The organism is Streptococcus suis, assembly GCF_016775005.1.
Taxonomy (GTDB): domain Bacteria; phylum Bacillota; class Bacilli; order Lactobacillales; family Streptococcaceae; genus Streptococcus; species Streptococcus suivaginalis.
This window is the reverse complement of sequence record NZ_JAEUXI010000003.1, coordinates 192,413-218,288: the sequence shown is the minus strand read 5'-3', so window position 1 is coordinate 218,288 and position 25,876 is coordinate 192,413. Positions and strand designations below refer to the sequence as shown.

The 25,876-nt window shown below is 44.1% G+C and carries 24 protein-coding genes and 1 tRNA gene; 1 reads left to right on the top strand and 24 read right to left on the bottom strand.

Annotated elements, in window-relative coordinates; genetic code table 11:
- Nucleotides 1-63: 63 nt before the first annotated feature.
- The 19 genes from JNG37_RS04700 to rsgA all read right to left on the bottom strand — a co-directional run bounded on the left by JNG37_RS04700 (nucleotide 64) and on the right by rsgA (nucleotide 21,263).
- Nucleotides 64-1,416: a T7SS effector LXG polymorphic toxin gene (locus tag JNG37_RS04700; RefSeq protein WP_158456454.1), complete on the bottom strand. Its 1,353-nt coding sequence runs from the start codon at nucleotides 1,414-1,416 to the stop codon at nucleotides 64-66.
- 285 nt (nucleotides 1,417-1,701) lie between these two features.
- A complete protein-coding gene (locus JNG37_RS04695; protein WP_238336259.1) occupies nucleotides 1,702-2,022 on the bottom strand; it encodes a DUF4176 domain-containing protein in 321 nt (106 codons plus the stop codon).
- Nucleotides 2,022-2,696, bottom strand: a complete 675-nt coding sequence (locus JNG37_RS04690) for a hypothetical protein (RefSeq protein WP_158456452.1) — start codon at nucleotides 2,694-2,696, stop codon at nucleotides 2,022-2,024. The genes JNG37_RS04695 and JNG37_RS04690 overlap by 1 nt, the downstream gene beginning before the upstream one ends.
- Nucleotides 2,690-4,231 carry a hypothetical protein gene (locus JNG37_RS04685; RefSeq protein WP_158456450.1) on the bottom strand — a complete coding sequence of 514 codons (1,542 nt, stop codon included), beginning with the start codon at nucleotides 4,229-4,231 and terminating at the stop codon, nucleotides 2,690-2,692. Before JNG37_RS04685 ends, JNG37_RS04690 begins: the two co-directional genes overlap by 7 nt.
- Nucleotides 4,224-4,610, bottom strand: a complete 387-nt coding sequence (locus JNG37_RS04680) for a hypothetical protein (protein WP_158456448.1) — start codon at nucleotides 4,608-4,610, stop codon at nucleotides 4,224-4,226. Before JNG37_RS04680 ends, JNG37_RS04685 begins: the two co-directional genes overlap by 8 nt.
- Nucleotides 4,611-4,621: 11 nt before the next feature.
- Nucleotides 4,622-4,951: a TIGR04197 family type VII secretion effector gene (locus JNG37_RS04675; protein WP_158456446.1), complete on the bottom strand. Its 330-nt coding sequence runs from the start codon at nucleotides 4,949-4,951 to the stop codon at nucleotides 4,622-4,624.
- Nucleotides 4,948-9,381: a type VII secretion protein EssC gene (gene essC / locus JNG37_RS04670; RefSeq protein ID WP_158456444.1), complete on the bottom strand. Its 4,434-nt coding sequence runs from the start codon at nucleotides 9,379-9,381 to the stop codon at nucleotides 4,948-4,950. Before essC ends, JNG37_RS04675 begins: the two co-directional genes overlap by 4 nt.
- 3 nt (nucleotides 9,382-9,384) lie before the next feature.
- Nucleotides 9,385-10,647, bottom strand: a complete 1,263-nt coding sequence (gene essB / locus JNG37_RS04665) for a type VII secretion protein EssB (protein WP_158456442.1) — start codon at nucleotides 10,645-10,647, stop codon at nucleotides 9,385-9,387.
- A gap of 1 nt (nucleotide 10,648) precedes the next feature.
- Nucleotides 10,649-10,888 (bottom strand): EsaB/YukD family protein, encoded by a 240-nt coding sequence (locus tag JNG37_RS04660; RefSeq protein ID WP_014638709.1) that lies wholly within the window; start codon nucleotides 10,886-10,888, stop codon nucleotides 10,649-10,651.
- A gap of 29 nt (nucleotides 10,889-10,917) precedes the next feature.
- A complete protein-coding gene (essA, locus tag JNG37_RS04655; protein WP_013730613.1) occupies nucleotides 10,918-11,382 on the bottom strand; it encodes a type VII secretion protein EssA in 465 nt (154 codons plus the stop codon).
- Complete coding sequence (gene esaA / locus JNG37_RS04650; protein ID WP_158456440.1) at nucleotides 11,383-14,529, bottom strand: type VII secretion protein EsaA; 3,147 nt, start codon at nucleotides 14,527-14,529, stop codon at nucleotides 11,383-11,385. It lies immediately after the preceding gene.
- 73 nt (nucleotides 14,530-14,602) lie between these two features.
- Nucleotides 14,603-14,893 carry a WXG100 family type VII secretion target gene (locus JNG37_RS04645; protein WP_013730614.1) on the bottom strand — a complete coding sequence of 97 codons (291 nt, stop codon included), beginning with the start codon at nucleotides 14,891-14,893 and terminating at the stop codon, nucleotides 14,603-14,605.
- Nucleotides 14,894-15,136: 243 nt separating this feature from the next.
- Nucleotides 15,137-15,949, bottom strand: coding sequence for a pur operon repressor (gene purR / locus JNG37_RS04640; protein ID WP_158456438.1), 813 nt, complete (start codon nucleotides 15,947-15,949; stop codon nucleotides 15,137-15,139).
- Nucleotides 15,950-16,052: 103 nt separating this feature from the next.
- Nucleotides 16,053-16,919, bottom strand: coding sequence for an aminoglycoside phosphotransferase family protein (locus JNG37_RS04635; RefSeq protein WP_158456436.1), 867 nt, complete (start codon nucleotides 16,917-16,919; stop codon nucleotides 16,053-16,055).
- Nucleotides 16,919-17,860, bottom strand: coding sequence for a 3'-5' exoribonuclease YhaM family protein (locus JNG37_RS04630; RefSeq protein ID WP_158456434.1), 942 nt, complete (start codon nucleotides 17,858-17,860; stop codon nucleotides 16,919-16,921). Before JNG37_RS04630 ends, JNG37_RS04635 begins: the two co-directional genes overlap by 1 nt.
- A complete protein-coding gene (locus JNG37_RS04625; RefSeq protein WP_158456432.1) occupies nucleotides 17,850-19,088 on the bottom strand; it encodes a DNA recombination protein RmuC in 1,239 nt (412 codons plus the stop codon). The genes JNG37_RS04630 and JNG37_RS04625 overlap by 11 nt, the downstream gene beginning before the upstream one ends.
- Nucleotides 19,089-19,721, bottom strand: coding sequence for a thiamine diphosphokinase (locus JNG37_RS04620; RefSeq protein WP_158456430.1), 633 nt, complete (start codon nucleotides 19,719-19,721; stop codon nucleotides 19,089-19,091).
- Complete coding sequence (rpe, locus tag JNG37_RS04615) at nucleotides 19,714-20,373, bottom strand: ribulose-phosphate 3-epimerase (RefSeq protein WP_136670559.1); 660 nt, start codon at nucleotides 20,371-20,373, stop codon at nucleotides 19,714-19,716. The genes JNG37_RS04620 and rpe overlap by 8 nt, the downstream gene beginning before the upstream one ends.
- A 14-nt stretch (nucleotides 20,374-20,387) precedes the next feature.
- Entirely contained in the window at nucleotides 20,388-21,263 is an 876-nt protein-coding gene (gene rsgA / locus JNG37_RS04610; protein ID WP_158456428.1) for a ribosome small subunit-dependent GTPase A, read from the bottom strand.
- 164 nt (nucleotides 21,264-21,427) lie between these two features.
- Between rsgA and JNG37_RS04605 the strand changes: the two genes are divergently transcribed.
- Nucleotides 21,428-21,509 (top strand) — tRNA-Leu (locus JNG37_RS04605).
- Nucleotides 21,510-21,559: 50 nt separating this feature from the next.
- Here JNG37_RS04605 and JNG37_RS04600 read toward each other — a convergent pair.
- The 5 genes from JNG37_RS04600 to JNG37_RS04580 form a co-directional block, all read right to left on the bottom strand.
- The gene (locus JNG37_RS04600; protein WP_158456426.1) at nucleotides 21,560-23,152 is read right to left on the bottom strand and encodes an ATP-binding cassette domain-containing protein; all 1,593 of its coding nucleotides are present in this window, start codon (nucleotides 23,150-23,152) and stop codon (nucleotides 21,560-21,562) included.
- A 298-nt stretch (nucleotides 23,153-23,450) separates the two neighbouring features.
- Complete coding sequence (locus tag JNG37_RS04595; protein WP_158456424.1) at nucleotides 23,451-23,864, bottom strand: hypothetical protein; 414 nt, start codon at nucleotides 23,862-23,864, stop codon at nucleotides 23,451-23,453.
- 142 nt (nucleotides 23,865-24,006) lie between these two features.
- Complete coding sequence (locus JNG37_RS04590) at nucleotides 24,007-24,360, bottom strand: hypothetical protein (RefSeq protein ID WP_158456422.1); 354 nt, start codon at nucleotides 24,358-24,360, stop codon at nucleotides 24,007-24,009.
- Complete coding sequence (rsmA, locus tag JNG37_RS04585; protein WP_158456420.1) at nucleotides 24,357-25,232, bottom strand: 16S rRNA (adenine(1518)-N(6)/adenine(1519)-N(6))-dimethyltransferase RsmA; 876 nt, start codon at nucleotides 25,230-25,232, stop codon at nucleotides 24,357-24,359. Before rsmA ends, JNG37_RS04590 begins: the two co-directional genes overlap by 4 nt.
- Nucleotides 25,233-25,243: 11 nt before the next feature.
- Nucleotides 25,244-25,876, bottom strand: coding sequence for a tetratricopeptide repeat protein (locus tag JNG37_RS04580; protein ID WP_158456418.1), 633 nt, complete (start codon nucleotides 25,874-25,876; stop codon nucleotides 25,244-25,246).

Below are 25,876 nucleotides of genomic sequence, written 5' to 3'. Positions count from 1 at the left end.
AACGTCCTATCCAAACCTTGTCCAAAATCTTGAGCAACACTTCTCATACCCATAAAATCAGAATTATATAGCCATGATGATATTGCCCCAGCTGCTACACCAATACCAATAGCGGCCCAGCCCCACTAGTGTTGCACTAGCAATCAAACCTATAGAATAAAGACCTAAGGTAATTCCTTGTCCAACCACTACCGATGTAACAGTCGTCATAACTGAACTTGCAATTGCCTGTCCAGGGCTATCTCCTTGCACCATACCGATCACTGAACCAATAGTTGCCCCAAAGACTGTTGATCCTATTGCATCACCGACAGTATTAATTGCACCTGTATAACTAGCGCGAATTGCATCATTAGCCGAACGGGCAATCGGTCCTGCCGCATCATCAAAAATTGTCCCTAGTGAGTAACCTATTTTTGACGCCAATCCATTCTCCTTAGTAAGCAAGTAAGATAATCCACCTAAACTTACATCAGTTACTGCCCCATGAGTCGCATCCTCGATTTTTTCCGCGACTGTCATTTGATTTTCTTTTTGTTTTTCAAACCGAATTATTGCATCTTGCAGATGTTCCGGGATTTTTGCTTGTGGATATTTTTCAAGGTATTTTTCAACCGCTTGAATATCTTCATCTGTTAGACTAAATCCTTTTTGAGCTTTTTCAAAAACCGATTGGAATTTTGCATTAACTAATTCATAATCCGCCTCCCTCTCCTCCAACTTCCTGAAATCCGCAGGACTAGAAGTATCTCTCATCCGCTTCACACGGTCGTTCCACTTCTGATTAACCGCTGAAACCCACATTGGACTTAGACCGCTTGGAAAACTTCCTGAAAAGTTACTCATGTCACTGCCAACTTGGGAAATCCCTTGACTAAGCTGTGTTTCTAGGTCTCCTATACCCGAAAAGAAACCGCTCGACCGCCCATCAAAGGCATACAAGGCTTGAAGTTGGCGTCGAACCTTGTTCTTACGGTCTATAACCTGGTTGAGCTGACGCATCATGGAATGGGCATGCCACTCATAATCGGGATAGTCACGAGCCATCTCCAAAGCTCGATCAATCGACCGATCCAGACGCATGCCAACCGACTCTAAACGAGCTAACTCTGCTTCCAATACATCCGAATCAAGACTTTTCCCTTCCAGGTATTCGGTAGCCCGATAGTCAGAAGGGAGACGCTTCACTGCCTCGCTCAAAGATTCCTCGTAGAGAATCGCTGCTTTAAGCAGAGGCAAAAGAGTGCTCGCCGCATAGTCTTTGGCATTATCATAAGCCTGACCAGATAGACCCTCTGCTCCTATAAAAGAGCCCAGAGCCTGCATCGCCGACTCATACGCTCCCATCCGAGAAGCCGATACTCGACCGTTGGAAGTCGCCTGATTGTCCGAGCTAGGTAGATTCATCTTAACCATTCGGTTTCTCCTTTACTTTTTCTTCACTGACTCTTGATTGACTGTAGTAATTCTGTTTCTCCTTTTTATCGAACCAGTAAATGAAGAATCTTCTTATCCATCAAGGAAGAACAATACTCTTACATTATGCCAAAAATCCAGACAAGGTAATCTTGTCTGGATAGAAATTGCTTTGGAAGACTATATTCTATAACTTTTGATCATATATACTTATTATAACTAATTGTATTTCAAAATTTTCAAATATCAATTTAAGCACAGATGAAATAAAGAATAATACTTGAATCAGTCTAAAATACTATCTAAACTTAATTTTTTATACCCAGACTCTCTAACCAAGTCATAATACTGGTCAGAAAATACTTGTTCGTGTGAATTAACATAACCGAAATAAATAACATTTGCAATATCTTCATGATTAAAGAAAAGATATTCACCATCATTTCCCATTCCTTCCGGATAAGGGACTGCAGCGTAATCAAAATATCCGATTTCTCCATTATCATCATATAGAGATGCGCGGCTGACAATCATTAACGGAAACTCACCCATTTGAGTAAGTACTATTGTACCGATTGGTAAGATATGTTCTGGTTTGTTCATCATTATTCCTCTTTCGTTTTTCTAATAAGTTTTAAATAAATAATATGCTTAATAATAAGATTCCATAGAACGTTAGGTAGCAACGAAACAAAAACACTCGTCACTAAAAGTGTCACAATGGGACCATAATTTGTGTCTGAAAAATTCTCAGGATTTAGGTAAACATAGTAAGATAGAGGGATACATAGTAAGACACTAAAAGAAGCTAAATATGTGGTTACATAGGGAGGGATTTTTCTTCCTGAAATATTTTTCTTTATTGAAAAGTCAAACATTTTTTCAAAGTATTCATGTTGATTCTTTAAACTTGGTTCTACTTGAACAATAGGGTCTCGTCTTCTTATAGCAAGCATCAAAGTTTCAAATGCTAAAAATAAAACAATACCTAAAATTATTGGTGCGTACTTATCTACATCTTTGTATAAAATTTTTGTCCCCTGAAATAGATTTCTGCTAAAGAATAGCAAACCTGCCACCAGTATTGGAGAAAGTATAGAAGATAGTACCAATAGTCTGAATGTCAGCTCTTGTTGTTTACTAATTGAGCCTTCAGCAGCTTTCCGCCATCTAACTTTACCAGTCCACAAATCATATTCAGCGGAGTATCCATCTCCACTCAATCCAGTTCCCATACCATTATCAACAGGGAATAACAAAGTTCTTAAGATCATTACCATGGCCAGCTCCATCCTCTTTTTTTAGGTGACACATTTCTATCCATATTATCATTTACCATACTACCAATCCAACTCCCTGCTATACCACCAAGGATTCCTCCAGCAACTGAACCAATAGCCGCTCCAACTCCCGGAATTGGAATCAACACTTGTCCGATAGCTGCACCTGCTACTCTGCCAGCTACACTACCTACAGCAGATGTGGTACCTTCAATTACTACTTTCCGTGTTGTTAAAGATATGCTTTGCTCGTCGCTATAACCTTCGTTCTTATACTTATCAAATGATTGTTTTGCACTAATAGCCGTTCCCAACCACCCTGCAACCTTTAATCCTTTAGATGCAATATTCAGTGTCTTACCAGTAACTTCCCCTATCTTTCCAAATTGATTCAGACTTTTACTGATATTAGTTTCTCTCATCATATTCAAATCTCTATTTAAGCGACCATGCTCAAACGATGGAAATTTTGATGTGATCTTTTTTAGAGCCTTACTTTTTTTCAAAAATTTCCCCACACCTTTTATATCCTCAATGCGAGCCCCACTTTTAGAAAACGTCCTTGCTTCAAACATTTCACTTGTCCATTTATTTTTATGCTTATTCCAATATCTTACAGATGCAGAAACAAACAGGCCGTTTTTCGCAAATTCGACAGCATTCTCTATTGTATTAATAGCCTCTTTATTTTGATCAGAAAAAATTACATTTGAGACTATTTCATTCTCAGATTTAGACACCTTTTGGTTGGCTAGATACCCCTGTACGTAATCTGGCAACTCTACCCCAGGAAAACGATTCTGATAAGATTCAATTATCTTGAGATCTTCTTCAGTTAATGATGAACCATTTTTCAATTTCTTCTCAACCGCTGAAAATTCAGTAATTACCTCCTCCCTCTTCTCCCACTGACTATTCACAGTCTTAGCCCATGAGAGGTTGGACTTGTTATAACTTGGAAATCCCTGACTTGCGGAAAACCCACTAAAGTTAACACTGACTTGATTCAATCCGCTCATCAAGGCCACTTCAAGACTACCAATATCACTAAAGGTATGAGCAGAGACCGCATTAAATCGATGGAGCCTATCTAACTTCGTTTGAAGTTTGGTGATACGGCGACGAATATTCCCCATTAGTATAGAGTGCTCTGCTGCCATCGGAGACAACTCTCGAAGCAAAATATCGTAGGTCCGTCTTGCAGCTCGATAGCTAGCTTCTAATTGTTGGATCTGTCGTTCTAAATTATCACTATCAAGGCTCTCACCTTTACAAATAGAGCTATACTGACGCTGTAATTGAGAGGTATTCTCACTGACACTCTCTGAATAAAGTATCATAGCCTGAACCAAGGGAATCAAGACTTGACTGGCATAACTCTTGGCACTTGTATAGGCCGCACCTTCCAAGCCCGACTCAACCAAAAACCTCTCTAAAGCGCCGATTGCCCCCTGTAAGGTGGAGATGCGCGCACTAACGATAGAGGAGCTAGAGGAAGCCTGACTTGCCAGACTACCTACTTCAACCTTAACCATGACTAATCTCCTTTCTGCTATCTTCTTCTAGTCGAATTTCTTCACGAATGCAAGCAACTCGTGTTTCATCTAAGTCCGATAAGAGACGATTCTCTTCCTGTTTCAAGAATGAACGCTGTTCATCCATCTCACCATGGAATTTAGAAAGACTAATGCGCACATCATCTATCAATTCGTTAGTTTCCTTACTATCAGTAGGGGAAGAGGCAAGATCCAAGGTTTCCCTCAAATAATACATGACTTCCCCCATTGATTCCGTTACTTCTTCTTCAAATTGTTCCTGTTTTTTTCGCACTTCGTCTAGTTGTTCAATATCCCTCTCCAACTTTTTTTGTCTTTCAAGCAACAGTTGAACTTTCTCTTCTTGTTTTTCCACCATATCCTAGCACCTTAATCCGTCAGTAAGCGACGTCCACCACCTGAATAAGCCCCTTGACCACCACCTGAAGGAACCAACTGATCCAAGGAACGACTAATGGATTGATCAACCGCCTCAAATTCGGCAGCCATGGATTGGACTAAAGAGACAAACTCAACCAACTTATGAGAAACCTGAGTACTATAGTCCTTTTCGCGCGAAATATGAGTCGAAGCATCATTATTACCATTGTAGCTAGAAACTCCATCTTTTGTTGCCATGCCAATACCAGATATATTCGATGCACTTGTGGCTATTCCTGTCGCTACTTGTGAAGCAATTTGGCTATTACTCTGAATCATTCTTCCCCCTCCTTACTAATTTTGAGCTTAATAGAATCTCTTCTATTGTGCAAGTATATTTCATCTATCGCAACTTTTGCTTCCTTACTATTATAAGTTTTTTCCAAGAAGTTTTGATCCATTAAACGCATACCCAATAATACATACTGAGCTTCCGTTCGTATTTTCTTAAGAATAGAATCATTACTTACCCCAAGTACTTGATGTTGTCCGCCAATCAATAAATAAAGTTTTACTTTATGAGAAAGCTCAAACAAGCGATTCCATTCATCAGCCGTCACACCCGTGGAGTGGATAAAGTCTGATATTGATGGAATGAGAATCATCCACGGTCTCAAACTTGATATATCTTCGTTGAGGCGTTCTTCCATTTCGAAAAGAAGTTGCTGGCAATAAGTTTTCAAGGTGATTTCATCACTGATATATTGACTAACTTGTTCTCTGTAAGACACAAAATTCTCACTGGAATCAACCAACATAACTTTGAACTCTTTCATTAACTGCGTCACCGACCTCAAGACATGATGGATGAGTACCACTTGGTTCTCCTCAGTATCAGATACCATCAATACATGTTTCAATTTATTCAGTGGTAAACGTACTGCTTCCACATTCTCAAAGTCTAGTCCGATTGGTAGCTCACCACCTGCGACAGCTTCTTGCACGCTTGCTAGTCCCGCAAACTCTTCAAAGCTCAGACTCTCAGGCATGACTGGTATGCCTTCTGGTAGTGCACCCGTCCAAGAAGCAGCCATGGTTTTTGCCTCATCCTGTACAGCCTGCACCAGACCAAAGGAGTCCTTGGCATAGGTTGGAAGGGCTACTTGGAAGACCTCAACCTCATCCAAATGAACCAAGCCTCGACCAGGAACCTCTTCCATCACATGTTGGTGACGACCGACAATGGTACGAGATTCGACGTCATCCGTCAATTTCAATGCCAAACGTGTTTTCAGACTGGCTTGTAAAGCTGGGCGAAGAGCCCCACTGCGACCAGCTGTGAGGACCAGGTAGATTCCGAGGCTGGCTCCTTCACGTGCCAGAGTTTGTAAGAGAGTTTCCATTTCAGCTCCAAGGCTTGCCTCTTTCAAACCATCAAAATTATCCAAAACCAAGAAGAGAACAGGAAGCTCGTCTCCACTCGCCTGTCGATAGAGGGTGAGATTTGGGACGGCATAGCGACTAAAGGCCGCCTTGCGCTGAGCCAACTCGTCCTTAATCCGACGCATGAACTTGGTCAACTTCTCTGTATCCTCCGCCATCAATAGATCCGCAGTATGAGGCAGATCTCTCAACGGCAAGAGTCCGTTGGTACCGAAGTCCAAGAGATAGAAGTATAGCTCCTCCGGTGTCAGTTGGCGTGCCAAGTCCATCACTAGGGTTTGAACAAAGGTCGATTTCCCCATACCCGGACTAGAGAAAAGGGCGATGTGTCCATCCTTTTCAAAGTCATGTTCCAAGACTTCTTGGCTCTGGCGACTTGGAATATCCACCATCCCCAAGCGTGCAACCAGACCACTTGCCTCTCCCCACAAGTCCTTGAAACCTTTTGGTCGGAGATCTTGCAGGAAGATTTCCTTAGATAGCGGAGGCAACCATGGTTGCAGCAGGGCCTTGATGGACAAGCGCTCTGTCAAGGTTTTCAGCTTACTTACGATAGCCTGAAGCTCACTCGGAACCTCCTTGATGGACTCTGCCTGATCCAAACCTGACAGGTCTTGGTTGAGAATCTCATATTGACCGATGTCATTGATGGCATAGATGGTATGGTCCTCAATCCCCTGCTCATCCTTATCTGGCTGGTAATCAGCCCCAGACCAGGCAGACTGGAAGAGTTCATACACTTCATTGTTTCCGACCTGCAGATAGCCACGACCCACCTGGGTAATCTCAGCCGCATCTGGCGTCTTAAGCATCTCCATGGAGTCACTCCGATCTGCCACCTTGAGCGCCAGCTTGAAGCGGGAGTTGGACCAGATCTGGTCATCCACCACACCAGATGGCTTCTGAGTGGCTAGGATTAGGTGAATACCCAAACTCCGACCGATACGAGCGGTTGAGACCAGCTCCTTCATAAAGTCAGGTTGGTTGGTCTTGAGCTCCGCAAACTCATCGGAGATCAAGAAGAGATGAGGCATGGGCTCACTCACCTCACCCAGCTTGTACTTCTTCTGGTATTGATTGATATGGTTGACATCATTCTCCGCAAAGAGACGTTGACGGCGCTTCAGCTCCGCATTGATGGACACCAAGGCCCGCATAGACTGGGCGCCATCCAAGTTGGTGATGGTCCCAAGTAAGTGAGGCAGGTCCTTGAAGAGGTTGGCCATGCCCCCACCCTTGTAGTCGATGAGAAGGAAGGCCACATCATGCGGATGGAAATTGACCGCAAGGCTTAAGATATAAGACTGGATGACCTCTGACTTACCAGAACCAGTGGTACCTGCCACCAAACCGTGCGGACCGTGAGCCTTTTCATGTAAGTTCAGATAGACAATATCCTCCTTGCCACGCAGACCCAGTGGCACCGCCAAACTCTTATAAGGCGCATGCTTTTCCCAACGACTGACAACACCCAAGTCCTCAAAGGTCTCAGCCCCATACATCTCCATAAAGGTCACCGTTTCAGGGATAGAAGACTTGAGGTTCTGTAGGTGGTTTAGCGGAGCTAAGCGGCGCACCAAGGTCTCCTTATCATAGCCAACTGGAAAGTGGTCCAAGGCAAAGTCAATCTCACGCAACTGACCTTCCTCCATGACCAGCTGACCAGTGTTTCGATCCTTGATGTTAATGATGGTCTTGATATTCTCAGACAGAGAAGACAGCACATCCTGCACAAAGACCAGGCTACAGCCCAATTCCGTCGGATCCTCTGTGAAGAACTCCATGATGACATGGTCCAAAATCAACTTCTCATCCGTCACCAAGACCACATAGTGAGGACTGAAGAGGGTCGACTCCCGATTAGACTTGTCTTCCTTTTGAGCCCTGCGCAGTTTCAAAATCTGATTGAGCGAGTTGAGCACCTGATCATGGGTCCTCTGGTTATAGACGAAGCCACGCACATTCATGTCCTGCAAGGTCGCATGAGGCAAGAACCGCATCCAATCCCACTGCTCCTTCTCCTCCTCTGGCATAATGGTAATAAACTGCACATCATGATAGGAATGGAAAAGTGCTATTTGGTTGACCATGAGCTGGAGTTGCTCAATCACCAAGGCCCGCGGACCAATATAGCCGACAGGACCATGGGACAGATTGGCCACAATGGGCATATCTGAAATGGTCTTGTTTTGTTCATAGAGTTGAAAACCCTCCAATTCCAAGGGATCCCGCTTGCCCGACCGTTCCGTCTGAGCATAGGACAGGTCATAAGACACCGGAACCTCACCCAGACCCAAGCGATAATACAAGAAATCAAAATGAAGAGGCGTCTTCTCATAGATTCGATGGTGGTAGCTATCTGCCAGATCCACCAAGGTCTCAATAGCAGGATAATGGTAGAGCTGACCATCTTTCTGCGACTTGGTCAGACCAGCCAACTCCTTGGCCTTATCAGCCAGATAGTCATGATAGAGCCCCTCTCGGTCTCTCAGCTCTTTCTGATAATCCTTTCTCCCCTTTATATAGCCAGCGATAGACATCCCCAACGTCACAATCGACATGGCGATAGTCGCAAGCACGTAGAGACCACGAGGTTGGAAAATCATGATAACCAATGTAATCCCCACCATCATAAGAGGAGGTAAGATTAGTTTCAACAAACTGTCAGACGGTTTTGATGGTGCATTCGAAGGCGCATTGATAGCCACCCTGTCTTCTGAACTCCGATAGATAATCCGTGGAGAACGATGGTAATCTGGATAATCCTCATAAAAAGCATAGCGCGATGCAGACTTACGAGCCAACTCATCACTAGCCTCTACTGGACCCGCAACCAGGACCTCATCTGCATAAAATTTGAAAAAAGTATCCTCAAAAGCAAGCTCGTCTCCAAGAGCCAGCTCCATTTCCCCTTTCTCCATCAAAAGGTTATTGATATAGATGGAGCCCGCCAAACGATAAAGCATCCATGACTGGTCACTGCGTTTGAGCAAGAGATGACAACATGACCCTGCAAGGACAAAACTATTTCCCGCATGCTGGCCGATCGTTAATTCCTGCTTATCAAGAGGGTCTAGGATCACCTGCTCCGACGGAAGAAGATAGACCACGCCCCCCGCCAAAGACATACCAGATACAAGCTTTCCTTCCACTCCATCATAGTCATAGCAAACTTGTGCTTCATCTAACCAAATCGTCAAGGGAGCATCCAGTGAGGAGACAAAAACCTGCGCCTTTTCTGTGCCTTGAAAAAGAATCTTTTTCCCAGCAGACACATCCGCCACATAGCGAAAACCATCTTTATAAAAAACTACTGTCTCTGCCATTGCTTATTCCCCGCTCGAGCTTGATGGACTCGTTGATGATGGCTCTGTAGAAGAGGTTGAACTAGACATCGAACTTGTACCTGTTTCCACCTGTGACCCATCTTCATTCAAAATCGTAGTTCGTGTATCCCAATACTTTTGATACTCCGCTTTCAACTCATCCAAGGTTGTTTCCCGCTCTTCTCCCGACAAAGTCGTATTTTCACGAACCTGTTCCATTTGCTGGTAAAGAGCATACAAAATCAAATCCGAATCATCCAAACGCTTGGCCAAATCCAAAGCTTCTTGGCTATTACCACGACCAATTTCAATCCAGTAGTCCAAGTATTGCTCATCTGATTTGAGCGTTACATTATTTAAGATAACAGAACGTTGTTCATTACTCAAATCAAACCCTTGGATGTAGGCATAGGCAAGAGTGTATTTTTGAGTGTAGGGAAGATTAGAAACCTCTACCCGCTCCAGCTCACTAATCACCCCAGGATAGTCCACCTTGATGAAGGCCGTATCCGCATCCAGCATTTTTTCCTTGAAAGGATTGTGCATGAAAACTAGATAAATCAGCGGCAAGACCAATAATCCTGCCAGGGCAGAAAGCCAGATAGTCGCATAGCGATAGAGACGGTGCTTAGAGCGAGAAACCCTTGTCAAAGTCGCCTTCTCCTCCTCCAACTTATCCTGAAAATAGCCCTGCAAAAGTCCTTCCAAACTATCCATATCCTCTGCCTTGCGAATGGTATCTAAGAACTCCGGTACAGGAACCACATCCAGCGCACCATTGTAAAGGTCCATAAAATCATGCTCTGTAAATAAGGCAAGGATATAAGATTTTAATTGCTTCAACAAATCCGTAGCATCCAAGGTCTGGGGCACCATCTTCTCCGGGATAGCCCGATAGGCTAGTTTGGCCCGACCATCCTTAGTAATAAAGACAGATGACGGATGCACGAAAAAGGTGATTGGCAATTTCAAAGCCTGCTTCAATTCTAAAACATTGAGAGAAAGTCGTAGTTTTTCAGAGACCTCTTTCTCTTTCATGTCCTCAAAGGTTTGCCCAAATGCATCCAGATGATAGGTGAAATGAACTGTATCTTCATCCACCGTCATTTCCTGTTGTAAAAATTGAGGGTGGTGCAAATCCAACAAGAGCAGGTCAGATAGCTCTTGAGTTGCCACATCAGACCGTTTTACATCAAGGTGCCACTCTTTATCCCCCTTTAAAAAGACAAATTCCTGTCCACCAAAGACAAATGTTTCTTCTTTCACCCTAAACCTCCAAAACCTCTACAATATCTCCCGTTGTCACAGGATAATCGGCTAATACTTTCCCTTCGTCCAAAATGAACCCCTTATTAACAACATGGAGTTGGTATTTTTTTCTAGCATTCTCTTTTTCGAAGATGCCATCCAACTCCTTGATTAATCTCCTAACCTCAATGTGAGTCGGAATCCGTAAGTCCCTGATTCGTCCCCCATCATGTAAGGTAACATTGATATGCGTCTCCATCTCATCTCCTCCAATAGACCACTAGAAGATTATTCCTGGCCTACTTCATCCTTACCCATCAAATAGGTTGCTAAACTTGCAAGCAATAGAATGCCAACTACAATAGAAGCAAAAAACAGGCCAGAGAGAAGCCCTGCTGGAGCTCCCTCTGTCCCACTATCTACCTTGGTTGTCATCACCTTATGGGTCCGAGTATCAAACAAGGTCCCCACTTGCAAAATATCCGTACTTGGTTTCTCACCAGTTTGGAATAGGCTATTTAGCTGATGCTCTAATAAGACTTGATCAGCTTCTTTTTTGGCAGTCAATTCTGCTTGATCTGGTGCCAAAAACAAAGATTGGACCAGTAAATCCTGACTACCTATTTTCTTTTCTTTTTCTACTTCGATGCGTGAACTATCAATTTGAAGACTATTATCTCCAAGTTCGGACGCTTCTATCCCAACCGGAAGAAAGAGAACCAAGCAACTAAGAACAAGTGCTATCTTTTTCATTTAATCCTCTTTTTTATTTAGGAATTTTTCCACATCAACAAAAGCACTCAAGCCAGCAAAACCAAGCCCCAATACGAGCGCCGTAGCAATCACTGTCAGACTGGCAGCTTCACCATCAAAGTATCCAGATAAACTATTTTCTAAAACAGAAAGAGGGTTGATGGCTTTTAACACGGCAGGTAAGCCTGTCAAACTAGCAGTTGTCCCAATGGCATTGGATAGGTAAATAAAGCTGATCACTATGAAGAAACTAATCCCCATGCCAAGTCCTTTGGCATTTTTTATCAATAGATACTGACCTTGTGCTAGTAATAGGCTAAACAAGGTAATCATCAGCACCCAAGTCGGGATCAACTCGCTATCAATCTGCAATTGTTGACTTGATACAACCCCGATCAATCCACCGACCAGAAGAGATAGAACGCTGAGCACAGTCACCGTTACTAAATCTGTATCCTCTAGACGGCTGACTTTAAACTTATCTTTCACAGCTTTAATCACACGATGAGTACCAAAAACATAAGCTGCAAACAGGGCCACCATCTCCAAAAGTAAAATCCAGGTGAAAGGTCTGTAGGTGTTGACTGTTGCTTTTACAGATGAAGACGATTCTGTCAATGGTGCGGACAAGAAATCCAAAATCACTTCATTTGGAACACCATTGTCATAGGTATTGCTTAAGACAGAAGTAAAGGTTTTGACAAAGTCGCCATTTTCAGCCAATTCTGATTCAAATCTCTCCATCAAGGAAGTTGCCTCTGAAGAAAGGCGATTTCCACTTTCTTGCGCTGCTTGCACATCATCTGTAAAGGTTGTAAAAATGGTATTAACATTGGTTGCCTCTTCGACGTTTTGAGTTGATAGTGTCTTGACTTCATCAGTAATCGAAAGTGAGGCATCCAGTTCTGTAGCAAGAGCTGCTAGTTCTGTATCATGTGTTCCTTGAAGTGAGGCCTGCTGCTCTTGCCCTTCTGCAATCGCCTGAGCCCGTGCCTTGATGTCTTCTAAAAATGCTAATTGATTGGCAATCTGTTGTGCTAAATCAGAATTTGTTGTGCTAATATTTTGAAGTTGGTCTGTTAATTCTTGTCTCTGACCCTCTAACTCAGCTAGTTTATCCTTTAGAGCTTGATCTTGCGCACGCGCTTCTGAATAGGACTGCAGATTTGCTATGATAGAGTCCGTAACTAAAGATGTTAATAAAGATTTTGCATCTTGATGAAAGAAGCTAGACGTCAAACTGCTGCGTTCACCAGTAGTAGGATCCGCAGGATAGTAGTGATTGAACAGATTATTAACCTGATTATATTTTGCAATAATTTCACTAACCTTTGCAGCATAGGCTGCTTCTGCCTTGCGGTAATTTTCCTGATTGTTCAAAAAACTTTCCCAATCAAATCCCGCCGTTGTAATCTCCAAATTATTCACACGGACTCCAACAGTCCCCGTTACCACCTCAGTGCTTGTAACTGGCGCATCAGTAGAGGTACTTGTTGATGGAGGGGTCGCTGAATCTGTTGAGCTTGAATCCGTCGTTGAAGAATCGGATACTGGGGCAGTAACTACTGTTGTTGAGACAATTGTCGAACTCTTTTCATATTGCAGGGTGACAAGCACAACATTGTCCTTTTGTAGCTCCACAACTTCGCTTGGATTGGTATAAGTGGATCCATTTAGTTCCCAAGATACCAGGTCAAACCCCGATGGGATATCTAAAGAAAGAGTTGCTTGAGTCGTTGGTGTTGGCACTGTAAAATCTGCAGCTGCTTGAAGATGAGGTTCTAATTCAGACGCTAATCTCTGTAGCTCCGTCAAATCATTAGATGGCGTAAATCCTTCTCCAAATAGGGCTTGCGCGGATGCTGTATCAAATTGAATCTTACCTGTAGCTTGCGAATCTAGCTTGTTTAAGTCAGAAGCCAGGTCTGCAGGGTTCAAACTTGGCAATCCTGCCAATTGATTCAATACCATCTGATCTAAGCTAGCTTTATAGGACGCTAGAGAAACGGGCAGGTCTGTGCTCTTACTCAAAAACGCTTCGAGGTCAATCGTTTCTAAATTCTCACCGTAGTAATTACTGAGGTGTGTCTCAGCAAAACTAGCAATGGCAGCCTCATGTTCTGCTAATTTTGTACTTTCCGCTTCAATGGCGACCTGTAAATCTGCAATAGCCTGATCTAGTTTTGCAACCAGACCTGTATAGCCACTTGCTGAACCGGTTTCATCTGTTGCAGCTGCCCCTAATTGACCCGAAAGTGCTTCTTGAGTCGTCTTGATGGCTGTAAACAGCTGCTCTGTTTCAGCATTGAGCACCGAGCTATTCATCTCTAACAGTGCAGCTGTAAATTCTTCCTGGGATAATTTACCTTGATTTCGTTGCTCAATCAAACCAGCTAAATTATCTTTCAAGCCTGTTTGTGCTGTATTCAGACTATCATAGACTGTTACATTGCCAGAAAGTGCTTCTTTTAAGAGATTGTTAGCTGCCAATGTCGAATCTGCCGTTGTGACCAAATTAGGGAACAGTGTCTGAAAATCAACGGCTGTTTGATAAAGATTACTTCGAAAGACAGCGATATTGTTCACCTTTGTATCTGACAAGGTTTGAACATTTCGTTGCGCTTGGTAAAGGTTGCCAAGAATGCTAGCCATATACATATCAATCAATTGACTTTGCAGGTCAGCGATAATTCCTTTTGCCACCTTAACCGCTTCATTCTCAACTTGCAAGTTACCATTTGCATTGATTTTGTAGGTAATTGTCGCTTTATCCACATTGGTATTGTTGATATCCAAGATTTTTGTTGAAAAATCGCTTGGGATGGTCACCACCAATTGGTAAAGCCCTTCTTTTAATCCCTTATCAGCCGTACCACGACTGACAGTTGACCAGTTATGGGCAGTATTTTTTTCGATGTTTTTTGCATAACTAGCACCAAGATTATATTCCGTACCATTTAGGGTTACAGTATTGTCTTCATTGACTAGGGCAACATCCAGCTTAATCGTTTGTTGCCCTGCTTCTTGCTCTTTCTTGGAAATACTCGTGTTGTTTTGAACGGCAATATTTAATCCAATGATAGATAGAAGCAAAAGTAAGACCAGCAAAGCATTTCTCCCATACTTCAAAATGCGCTGTTTATCCATTTTTCATATCTCCTTCATCTCGATAAAAAATAGGAAGGCTGGCGCCTTCCTAGCATTTGAACTTCGTCAACCCTTAGCCATTGATTTGCGCTGCAATGTCTGCATCTGTTTGCTCGATAATGTCAGCTACTTTATTCAATTGGGCATTGATATCTCGAAGCAACTCAGAAAATTCAACAATTTTTGGCTTAAGCGCTTCAAATTGAGCATCAAAACTGTCAAAAGCTGTACCTTCCCAGTTTTCACGAATAACAGATTGCTCATTTGACAAAGATGACAAAATAGCATCGATATTATCTGAACCTTCTGTATAGCGAATCGCTGAAGTACGGAGTTCGTCTGGTGTTAATTTAATGCGTGACATAGTGTTCCCCTTTTTTCTATTTATAGGTTCATTGTACATCAATCATAGGTGAAACACAATATATATGCTACTTTATTTATCTATTTTTTATGTGTATTTTGTCCGCTTTTTTCGATCTAGGTAGTGAATCTTTTGATTAGCCTCCAAAAAACAAAAAAAGCCGAAAACTCAGCTTTTTCTTTCTGCACGAATAAAGGTAAAGTAGGTCTGACCTACATCTATTTCAAGATCAGATTTGAAAGGTTATTCAAAAATATTTCCCAACTCTACATCAACTCGGTTTTCTTTAACGTTGATGTCTGTCACGGCTAGAAGGGATTTATAATTGGCTACGTTGCGGTCTCCTTTTTGGTTTTCAGCAAATACTGCTACACCGGCAAGGGTTGAGTCAAATTCGGACAGGAGGCTAATCATACCATTGATGGTCCCTCCGTTTTTCAAGAAGTCATCCACAATCAGCACCCGGCTGCCTGCCTTCAGACTACGTTTGGATAAGAACATTTTCTCGATCCGGTCGCTTGAGCCAGATACGTAGTTGACAGAAACGGTTGAACCTTCTGTGATTTTCAAATCACGACGGACAATGACAAAGGGAACATTCAAAACATTGGCAACGGCATTGGCCAAAGGAACACCCTTGGTCGCAACCGTCATAACCGCATCAATTTTCTCATCCTTAAAGGCGTTGGCAATGATACGGCCAACGTTTTTCAAGGTTTGAGGTGTAGACAGCAAGTCAGATGAATAGATATAACCACCTGGAAGGATACGGTTACTTTCAGCCATCTGCTGGCGAAGGTCTTCTGCGATGGCGAGGGACTCTTCTCGTGAAATCGAAGGCGTGAAAATAACCCCACCACTAGCACCTGTAATGGTTTCAATCTGACCGATTGAGCTTTCCTCAAAGGCCTTTTTGATGATGGCAATATCTTCTGAAATAGAAGATTTTGCTGACTCATACTTTTCAGCAAAGGTATTCAAGCTAGTCAATTTGTAAGGATGATTGATTAGATAGTTTGAGATAACAACCATCCGTTCACTGCGTCTCAATTTCATTCGTCCTCTCCTTTTTAGGCTTTTTCCTATTATAACACAAGAAAAATAAAAAGCGAACCATTTTTAGTAAAACAGTTCACTTTTTTCGTTTTTTCTTTTATTTTCAGGCATACCAAGTTGGAACCAAGTGATTAAAGTCCGCATACCATTCTGAGATGGTGGCCGCCTGTTCCTGCATCAAGGGAACTTGATCAGGATCGACTTGCTCTGCCCAAGAAAGAGCGCCTAGACTATTTACTGTTACATAAAGAGCCATGAGTCTCCAAAATTCCTCTGGAATAGCTCCGTCAAAATAGGCATCTACCTGACCACGCGCAAAGGCTGGAGACAAATCTACCGTGAAAATCAAACGGTTGAATTCTTCCCAGGGATCTCCTATGTCGTAGCGATCAAAGTCTAAGATTTTTAGCTTTCCATCTCTTCCCAGTAGAAAATTCCCTGTATGAAAATCACCATGATGGTAGGCAATCGGTCGCCCTTCAAGCAAGTGACGATTGGCCTGAACAAAGTCTATCATGGCTTGACCATTTGGATAGGAATGACTGGCTACCTGGTAGGCCTTGATTTTACTGTCAATCTTAGTCTGATAAAAACTGTTCCAGTCCCGTTGACTTTGGTCGATCGGTAGGGCATGCAAGGTTCGCAAAAACTTCCCTGACTGACAGCCCAAATCATACAAGACAGAATCAGACAGATCGGAAGCCACTTCATTCATGTCCTGACCTTCCACCCATTCATAGAGGGTGTAGACTGACAAGTCATCCGCCCAAAAACTTAGTGGCTCTGCCACAGGCAAGTCTTTCTCAAACAAGCTTTGAACCAATCGAAACTCTAATCGCTTAGCCTCATAGGTTGGCCGCTCTGCTATTCTCAACAGACCAAAGCGGCCATCTTCTAGCTGGACCTTGTACTTTTGGTCCGTGGACCAGCCTTTGGTGAGGGGCTGTCGAGACACTATCCTAACTACCATTAGTCGATATTGGGCTTATAGAAGGCGCGGTTATCCATGGCAAAGATACGGTTGGTCATCTCGCCTGGGCCGACCTTGTCCAAGGCCGATAGCATCATCATCATTTCCGCATCGATGTTGTCAATCATGTGGAGGATTTCCGCCTCCATAATCTGCGGACGGACAGGGCTACCATACTCCAAGAGGCCGTGGTGGCTGAGGATAACATGGCGCAGAACAGTCACTTCTTCCTTGCTATCGTCGATGCCCAATTCCACCAAAACCTTGGTAATCTCTTCATCAATCAAGGAAATGTGCCCAATCAAATTGCCACGGACAGTGTAGCCTGTGTTATCAGGTCCTGTCAGTTCAATCACCTTGGCTAGGTCATGCAGCATGATTCCTGCAAAGAGCAGGCTCTTATTGAGCTGGGGATAGATGTCACCAATTTTATCAGCCAAACGAACCATGGTCGCCGTATGGAAGGACAAACCTGAATAGAAGGCATGGTGATTGGTCTTGGCCGCTGGATAGGAATAAAACTCCTTCTCGTACTTGCTGTAAAGAGCACGGACAATCCGCTGCCATGTGGCATTTTCGATGCGGAAAATCATCTGGCTCAGATAGTCCTTAGTGTCTTTAACATCCACAGGCGGTTTTTCCTTAAAATCAGCGGGATCGCTCGGCTCACCCAGCATAGGCAAACGCAGAACCAGTTGATTGACCTGAGGGGTGTTGTTGTAAACTTCACGGCGTCCCTGCATGTGAACAACTGTTCCAGCAGTAAAATCCTTGATTTTCCCTGGCTGGGCATCCCATACCTTGCCTTCAATCTCACCAGTATCATCCTGGAAGGTCAGAGCTAGGTAGTCTTTTCCAGCCCGTGTTTGTCGGACTTCTGCTGACTTGATTAGATAGAATCCTTCGAAGAATTCATCTTTTTTCATTTGGTTAATTTTCATTGTCTTCCTCATCTAGGGGTGGCAGACCAAGTAAACCCTTGGTTTGGTCATCTTCGTACAAGTCAATGGTACGAAGACTACGCTCGATAGCGTTGGTGCGAGTGGTTAGGAGTTTGTCAATATTGCTGCTAGCCTGATTGAGTTGTTTCTGAGCCTTAAGCAAGAGGTCAGAAAACTTGCCAAATTCCAGCTTGACATTGCCCAAGACCTTAGAAATATCATCGGCTGACCGTTGAATATTGAGGGTCTTAAAGCCGACGGAGAGGGAATTGAGCAGGGCAGAAAGTGTGGTCGGTCCTGCTACCACGATATTTTCCTGTCGGCGTAGGTCATCAAAGAAAATGGGATTGCGGACCACTTCTGAATACAGCCCTTCGGTTGGCAAGAACAACACGCCAAAGTTAGTCGTTTCAGGCGGATTGAGGTACTTGCACTGAATATCCTTGGCAAAACGTTTGATAGCAGCCAAGAGATTTTTCCGATGGAGGTCAATCTGATCCTTGTCCCCACTTTCGTAAGCATCTTCCAAGCGGTAGTAATCCGCCAGCGGAAACTTGGAATCGATTGGCAAGTAGATATAGTCGCCTTCAGTCCGTCCTGGTAGCTTGACCGCATACTCCACGCGCTCATTAGAGCCTGAAACCGTGGCAAACTCTCGCTCATATTGGCTAGGTGTCAAAATATCCTCGATAATCTGTCCCAGCTGCAATTCACCCATGATGCCACGGGTTTTGGTGCCAGACAGCACCTTGTTAAGACTACCCACATCACGCGCCACCGTCTGCATTTCACCCAGACCACGATTGACCGATTCCAATTGCTTGGACACCGTTTCAAAGGAGGCTTGTAGGCGGGTTTGCAGGGTTTTCTCCAGCTTTTCCTCGACCGTCTGCCGCATTTCTTCCAGGCGTTTTTCATTGGACTCCTGAATGGCCTGCAAACGGCGGTCGGTGGCATCTCGTGTTTCCAAGTGGCTCTTATTCAGCTCTTGACGGATGTCGGTTAGCTGTTGGTAAAGCTCCGTGCGGAGTCTTTCCACTTCCTGATGAATAGCCTGTTGCTGTTTGAGAGTTGCATTTTCTAGTTGATAGCTGAGCTGATCAGACAAGTTGTCTGCTGCGTCTTCTGCCTGATCTTGCAAAAGTAGGGCCAAGCTCTGCCATTTTCCATAAAGAAAAACCAAGGCAAGCAAGACCAGTATCAGCAAAATAAGTAATACAATATCCATCTAATTCTTGTCCTTACTGTAGATAAGGACCACGTAGCCCTTATCCAGTTGAATGTCTATATCTCTATCTATAAATTCGTTAGAAGCATAGCATTTTTTAAAAAAATAATTGCTGGCATCCAACGGGTACTTGGCATGACGAATGGTCAGGCGGCTTTGGTCCGAAGGCATAAAGGAAATGTACTTCATACCAGCAATCGGTGACAAACGGTGCTGACCTGCAGGTCGAAAACGGACGATGTTCTGACTGTCCACCAATTCAATCTGCTCCATATAGGTTGCCAAGACAGGCTCTGCAGCCAGAAAGAGATTAGCCATCATGTGGTCCATGCGACCACCCAAGGCTCCATATATGCGAACCTGGGCCTGCGGATAGGCCTTGAAGATTTCCTTTAAAGCCAGCTCCAAATCTGTATCATCTTTTTCAGCAGGAGCTTGCAAAAAACGCTCTGCTTGATCCTTTATCCGCCCCAACTCTTCAGATGTCACCGAATCAAAATCACCCATGGCCCAGTCAAGAGGCAGGGAATGGTCCAGAAGACGAAGAGAGCCAGCATCGACTCCCACGTAAAGATCCGCGGGCTCAGGCAAGAGAGTAAGCGGCCCTCCTGCTACCAAGGTCACCTTAGTCATGAAGGGCAGCTCTCAATTTGGCAACGTTGGCATCCAAGTCTCCTTTGAAGAGGAAGGAACCTGCCACAAAAACATTGGCACCAGCATTTTTGGCTGAATGAATGGTCTTATCGTCAATTCCACCGTCCACTTCGATGTCAAAGTTCAAGCCCTTGGCTTCACGGAGTTTGACCAAGGCCTCAATCTTCTCAGCCACTTCTGGAATGTAGGCTTGTCCACCAAAACCTGGGTTGACCGTCATGAGCAGCACCTGATCCACCAAGTTGAGCACAGGCTCAATGGTTACAAGTGGTGTACCTGGATTGATGACCACCCCCACCTTCATACCAGCAGCACGGATTTTCTGCAAGGTCCCATGCAGGTGAACCGTTGCTTCTGCATGAATGGTTAAAATATCTGCACCCGCACGGGCAAAGGTCTCAATATGATTTTCAGGATTGGACACCATGAGATGGCAATCGAAAACCAGCTTGCTATGAGGACGCATAGCCGCAACCACATCCGCCCCAAAGCTGATATTTGGCACGAAATGACCGTCCATGACATCAATGTGCACATACTCCACACCTGTCTTTTCTAGACGCTTGAGCTCTTTTTCAAAATTTGCATAATCTGCCGCCAAAATAGACGGTGCAATCTTATAATGTGACATACAGAACCAACTTTCTATTTGAATTTCTTACTTACCTTGGTATAGGTTTCGCGCTGATTTTGGATCTCGCTGAGGAATTGGAGATAATTGTCAAAGCGACTTTGGGAAATGGCAGAGCTGGCAACAGCTTCCTTGACCGCACAATCCGGCTCATGGGTGTGGGTACAGGTCCTAAATTTGCAGTTCTGGCTACTTTCCGCAATCTCTGGGAAACAATCTGTCAGAGCCTCCGCCTCCTTGACTTCATAGTCTAGGGATGAAAAACCTGGCGTATCCGCAATTTTCCCACCGAAGACATTGTAGAAACTGACCGCACGAGTGGTATGGCGACCACGCCCCAGACTATCTGAAATAGCCCCTGTTTCCAAGGCTAATTCTGGTGCAATGCGATTGAGAAGGGTTGATTTGCCGACCCCTGTTTGCCCCATAAAGACCGTCACCTTATCCTGCAATAATGGTGTCAATTCCTCCAAACTATAGACAAAGGAATAGCCAATTTTCTCATAGATAGCCTTGAAGGCATCCATTTCCGTCCGATCTTCTACCAAGTCCATCTTAGAGATATAAATAATGGGATCCATATCCTTCTGTTCCAAAAGCACTAGGAAACGATCTAGTAGATTGGCATTAAAATCAGGCTCTTTGGCGGACATGATAACCACCGCCTGATCGATATTGACGATAGGAGGCCGAACCAAACTATTCTTCCGCTCATGAATCTTTAAAATATAGCCTTCTGAGTTTTCCTCCGCAGAAAAGTCCACAAAATCACCCACGTAGGGCGTTTGGCCTTTCTTACGAAAATTTCCTCTGGCTCTGGTTTGATAAACAATTCCATTCGCCTCAACATAGTAAAAACCAGCCAAGGCCTTGATAATTCTTCCTTGCAATGAAGACTCCTTTGTGTGTACTTGCTACTATTATAACAAAAATTTCCTTGAAATTATGATGTCGTGCATGATATCTTGCTCCATCAGAAAAATTCATCTTTCAAAGACCAAAACAACTGTTCCCTCTAGCCAAGTCAAGAAAAAAATAGTATAATAAAAAACAAGCGGAGGTGGTGGAACGGCAGACACGCATGCTTCAGGCGCATGTGCCCATCGGGTGTGAGGGTTCAAATCCCTTCCTCCGCATTATTTATAAAGGATAACCCCAAGTCAAAGTTGATGACTTGGGGTCATTTTTATATCTTCTCACTCAATTTCCCATCACGTATTTCCAAAACCACATCAAACATGTCTAGGATAGTTGGGTCTGATTCATGCAAGATGGTGATGATAAGTTTGTCCTCCAACTGCAAAAGGTGGGTCAAGACCTGTTTGGTCAAGGCAGGGTCTAAATGGGCGGTCGGTTCATCCAAGAGCAAGATGTCCTTGCCGCTCATCAAGGCACGGAGCAGACACAGGGTATTTTTCTCGCCACCACTCAAGAGACTGGGATCGCTTGTTGTACGCAAGGTGTCCTGTAAACTCGTTGGCAAGCTCCTTAACAAGCCAAGCATGACATCTCTTCCCTTCTCATAGGTTCCAAAAACAGACACATTGTTTTCAAAATCGGTATGGTAAAGATGCTCAAACTGGCTAAGATAGAAGGCGGTAGCTGCTTCCATTTCATGTGAAACATCATGTTCCAAATAGGAAACACTTCCCATGTCCAGAGCCAGTTCCCCTGCCAACACTCGTAGAAAAGTCGATTTCCCGCTAGCTGACGGGCCAATGATGGCATACTTTTTCCCCTTGTCAAACCGATAGGAAAAATCTGCTACCGCTAATTCTCCCACACGATAGGCCACATCCCTGACTTCCAAAGCTGTCACCTTGGGATAGCTCGGCACTTGCTCAGACAAGACCTGACCAGCAAGATAATCTTCTAAATTAGCGACCGTTTCCTTGGTCGAATGGATATAATTGACATCCAAAAGGATGTATTTCATGGGATAGATGAAATTTTCAACATAGCTAAAAGTCGCAATGGCAGCACCGATGGTCAACTTTTTTTGTAGCAAGAGGTAGCCGACCAAGCCAAAAGCCGTTAATTGCACCAAAAACATGGAAAATCCATTGACGACATTGGCCAGGGTCTTAAATTGCCCAAAGCGAAAACGGGCCTGTTCACTTTCTACTACTGACCGATGGTGGACACGACTGATGGAGCCGAAAGTTTCGGTATTAACACGATTCTTAGCAGAAAAGAGGTCAGTCACCACCTGAAAATACCCTTCCAAACTCTGTAAAAATGCCCGCTGACGCTGAGAAAGAGGACCAGAAATCCACTTGGGAATGAAGACTGCTAAAGCAGAAGATAGAATAATACCTACCGCAACCAACGGATGAACAAAGAGAAAGAGGGAAACTGCATAGATGAGCATGCTCAAACTAGAGCGGATAATGTCCATGAAAGGACTCAGATAACTCTCCTCAATGGTTTCCAAATCGTTGTCAAAAATGGACAGATAGGCAGAGACATTCTTCTCTGAAAATTTGGATAAAGGCTGTGATAACAAGCGGTTTGCCAGGCCTTTTTTAGCCGTGACATAGAAACCCTGAGACACCTTCCACTCATAAACCTGGGAAATGTACTGAAAAACTGAATTAGCAATAATGGTCAAGGCATAGGCCAACAAGAGCCAGACAAGCCCTGTCCAGCCTATCTGAAAAATATGATCAAAAAGATACTTATTTAACTCAGGCAAGACGACATTGGTCAAACTATATAAGATATGGAAAATCAACTGAATGGCAATCACTGTTCTCAATTGATAGATGATCTTTTTCATAACTCCTCCTCTTATTGTCTGGTTTGTATGGCCAACACTAGTAGATACAAGCATGGACAGGCGACTGGAACTAAATCTCAACTCTAAACATCGTCACCACTTATTTATTTTACCACACTCCCATTATATTTGTTTGATTTTTCACAAAAAACCAAGTCACATCTGACTTGGTTTTTACGTACCCTGCATACTTAGGATTGGCCTTACGGCTGGTTAGGCCTGTCTTTTCCTGGACCAGTTGGTAGCTGGCTTGAACTTCTTCTGGAATGTCGATGGGAGTGAGAAAGAACTCAATTGGTCAAAAAAGAGTTCGTCTTCTCACCCCCGCACAGTTGATTAGGTCAGATTTGGAGTATGAAATACGAACAAATCTGCCAATCAACCACTGCGCTGAGGTGTTGACACGAACTCTGAGAAGTGAGGCTGGACTTGAGCCCAGCCTCCTTGGTCCGTAGCCCTCTTCATCATCTCGCAGGCGGGGAATTTCACCTAAAAGCAGGCTGAGGTAGCGGTCCATGTCCCACATGCCAAAGGGAGCATTATCAAACTGAAGCTGATCCTCTTCCTCCCTGACAGTCACTTGGTAGCTGGCGTAGTTGAGCAAGAGCTTACCCGCTGCGTACTTCTTCATCGTTGCCCACATCCGACGCTGCATGGTGGCATCTTGCATGAGCAGAATGGACTGAAAATCAATGCCCCTCTCAGCCAGCAAGTCCAGTTTATATGTGCAGTCTTTTAGTTTACTTTTAGTACTAGGCAACGAGCCGCAGGCATAACTGAAGTTAGGCAAGGCGAGTTAACGAAGTAATAAAAGTCAACTAAATAACGATAACATTGTTGCCGCAGTTGATGGACTAGGTTTCTAGCAAATCAGCTGACAGGCCATACTTCTGCTCCAAGTAGGCTTGAAAAATCTCTGCCTCGGTCAAGCCAATTGGATCCAGCTGGGGAAAATGGTCCCGCACCTGTTGGCGAAGTCCGTCGGTCGTGTGACCTGCTCCACCTACGATGACGTAGGTTTTAGCAAGCTTATTCCGAATAGCCTCTGCCAGTTGGTCGCCACCTGCTAGAATGGAGCCGACAAAAAAGGCTAGAACATCTACCTGTTCTAGTCCTTGCTCTGCTTGGAGAGCTTGTTTTGTCAAGGAGGACAGATTCCGCGGTCCACAAAACTGGGCTAATCGATTGACTGCCTGCGATAGTTTCATGCTAAACCTGCTTCCTGGAGGCTGTCAGATAAACGTGCGAAGTCAGCCATGGAAAGTGCTTCTCCACGGACACTGGCTTCCAGCTCTGCCATGCCAAGTGCCTGCGTCAGCCTGTCCTTGACCTCTTCGGACTTACCGAAATGGTTGGTCAGGTTGTTCCACAGGGTCTTGCGGCGGTGTACAAAGCTGGCCTTGGACACCCGGAAGAAGAAATCTTCGTCTTTGACGCTCACAAGGGGTTGCTCGCGGCGAACCATTTTGAGAATGGCGGAGTCCACGTTTGGCGCGGGCACAAAGACGGTGCGAGGCACGATGAAAGCCACCTTGGCAGTCATGTAGTACTGGACCGCAATGGACAGGCTGCCGTAGGCCTTGGTGTTTGGCTCGGCAGAAATGCGATCGGCCACCTCCCGCTGCATCATGACCACGAACTCGCTGAAGGGAATCTTGCTCTCAATCAGATGCATGAGGATTGGGGTGGTGATGTAGTAAGGCAGATTGGCCACGACCTTGATAGGTAGGTCAGGATTTTTGAAATTCTGAATCTGGGTCTGCAGGTCGGTTTTCAAGATGTCTTGGTTGACCACGGTCACATTGTCAAAGCGGCCCAAGGTGTCCGCCAAAATCGGAATCAGGCGGTCGTCAATCTCAAAAGCCATGACCTCAGCAGCATTCTCCGCCAAAAACTCGGTCAAGGCCCCGATGCCAGGTCCAATCTCGATGACATTGACATTCTGGTCAATCTCTGCCGTGTCCACAATCTTCTGTAAAATATTGGTATCGGTCAAAAAGTTCTGACCGAAGGATTTCTTAAAGGTAAACCCGTGGCGTTCAAGGACGGCACGAGTAACGTTTTTGTCTGCGATTCTCATGTGTGTTCTTTCTAAATAATTCTGTAGGTAGCCATCAATTCTCTAACTTCGTTCGCCCCAATATCATCATCTGCTTCTTCAAAAGCAGTAATGGATTGCATAAATGCTTGTTCAGCTAAATCAGTTATTCTGTTTGTAGCATAGATTTCCCCCAAGCCTCGATAGGCACAAGCTTGGGCAATGAGGTCGTCTGTCATTAAAGCATTCTCTAAACTTCGTTTCATAAAATGCAAAGCTGAGTCTAGCTCTCCTAATTGCAATCGTAAATAGCCTTGTTCATAGTCATTAACCGACCATTTCAATTTGTCTTCTGAAAATTCAGTTGCTAGCAATGTAGCCTCTTCCTCGATTAACTCCAAAGCCTTCTTAAAGTCTCCTTGACTCCGATAGACCATGGCTAGCTGATGTAGTCCAATATGTTCTTGTTCAGCGTTCTGTTCCTTTCGAGCTAATTGAACATAGCGTTGGCAGGCTAGTAAGGCTTTATCAAAGTTTTCTTTCTCAAGATAAAGGTAGGCAAATAGATTGAGACCAGCATAATCCAAACAAGTTTCAACTCGATACTCTTTCTCAAGTAATTGCTTAGCCTCTAACACCTTGCCTTCAAAAAAGAATTCCCATGCCTTGTCTATAGTATTACTCAT

Coding starts and splice junctions, on each gene's coding strand:
- JNG37_RS04700 (WP_158456454.1), bottom strand. CDS start 1,416: ATGGTTAAGATGAATCTACCTAGCTCGGACAATCAGGCGACTTCCAAC.
- JNG37_RS04695 (WP_238336259.1), bottom strand. CDS start 2,022: ATGATGAACAAACCAGAACATATCTTACCAATCGGTACAATAGTACTT.
- JNG37_RS04690 (WP_158456452.1), bottom strand. CDS start 2,696: ATGGTAATGATCTTAAGAACTTTGTTATTCCCTGTTGATAATGGTATG.
- JNG37_RS04685 (WP_158456450.1), bottom strand. CDS start 4,231: ATGGTTAAGGTTGAAGTAGGTAGTCTGGCAAGTCAGGCTTCCTCTAGC.
- JNG37_RS04680 (WP_158456448.1), bottom strand. CDS start 4,610: ATGGTGGAAAAACAAGAAGAGAAAGTTCAACTGTTGCTTGAAAGACAA.
- JNG37_RS04675 (WP_158456446.1), bottom strand. CDS start 4,951: ATGATTCAGAGTAATAGCCAAATTGCTTCACAAGTAGCGACAGGAATA.
- essC (WP_158456444.1), bottom strand. CDS start 9,381: ATGGCAGAGACAGTAGTTTTTTATAAAGATGGTTTTCGCTATGTGGCG.
- JNG37_RS04660 (WP_014638709.1), bottom strand. CDS start 10,888: ATGGAGACGCATATCAATGTTACCTTACATGATGGGGGACGAATCAGG.
- essA (WP_013730613.1), bottom strand. CDS start 11,382: ATGAAAAAGATAGCACTTGTTCTTAGTTGCTTGGTTCTCTTTCTTCCG.
- esaA (WP_158456440.1), bottom strand. CDS start 14,529: ATGGATAAACAGCGCATTTTGAAGTATGGGAGAAATGCTTTGCTGGTC.
- JNG37_RS04645 (WP_013730614.1), bottom strand. CDS start 14,893: ATGTCACGCATTAAATTAACACCAGACGAACTCCGTACTTCAGCGATT.
- purR (WP_158456438.1), bottom strand. CDS start 15,949: ATGAAATTGAGACGCAGTGAACGGATGGTTGTTATCTCAAACTATCTA.
- JNG37_RS04635 (WP_158456436.1), bottom strand. CDS start 16,919: ATGGTAGTTAGGATAGTGTCTCGACAGCCCCTCACCAAAGGCTGGTCC.
- JNG37_RS04630 (WP_158456434.1), bottom strand. CDS start 17,860: ATGAAAATTAACCAAATGAAAAAAGATGAATTCTTCGAAGGATTCTAT.
- JNG37_RS04625 (WP_158456432.1), bottom strand. CDS start 19,088: ATGGATATTGTATTACTTATTTTGCTGATACTGGTCTTGCTTGCCTTG.
- JNG37_RS04620 (WP_158456430.1), bottom strand. CDS start 19,721: ATGACTAAGGTGACCTTGGTAGCAGGAGGGCCGCTTACTCTCTTGCCT.
- rpe (WP_136670559.1), bottom strand. CDS start 20,373: ATGTCACATTATAAGATTGCACCGTCTATTTTGGCGGCAGATTATGCA.
- JNG37_RS04600 (WP_158456426.1), bottom strand. CDS start 23,152: ATGAAAAAGATCATCTATCAATTGAGAACAGTGATTGCCATTCAGTTG.
- JNG37_RS04590 (WP_158456422.1), bottom strand. CDS start 24,360: ATGAAACTATCGCAGGCAGTCAATCGATTAGCCCAGTTTTGTGGACCG.
- rsmA (WP_158456420.1), bottom strand. CDS start 25,232: ATGAGAATCGCAGACAAAAACGTTACTCGTGCCGTCCTTGAACGCCAC.
- JNG37_RS04580 (WP_158456418.1), bottom strand. CDS start 25,876: ATGAGTAATACTATAGACAAGGCATGGGAATTCTTTTTTGAAGGCAAG.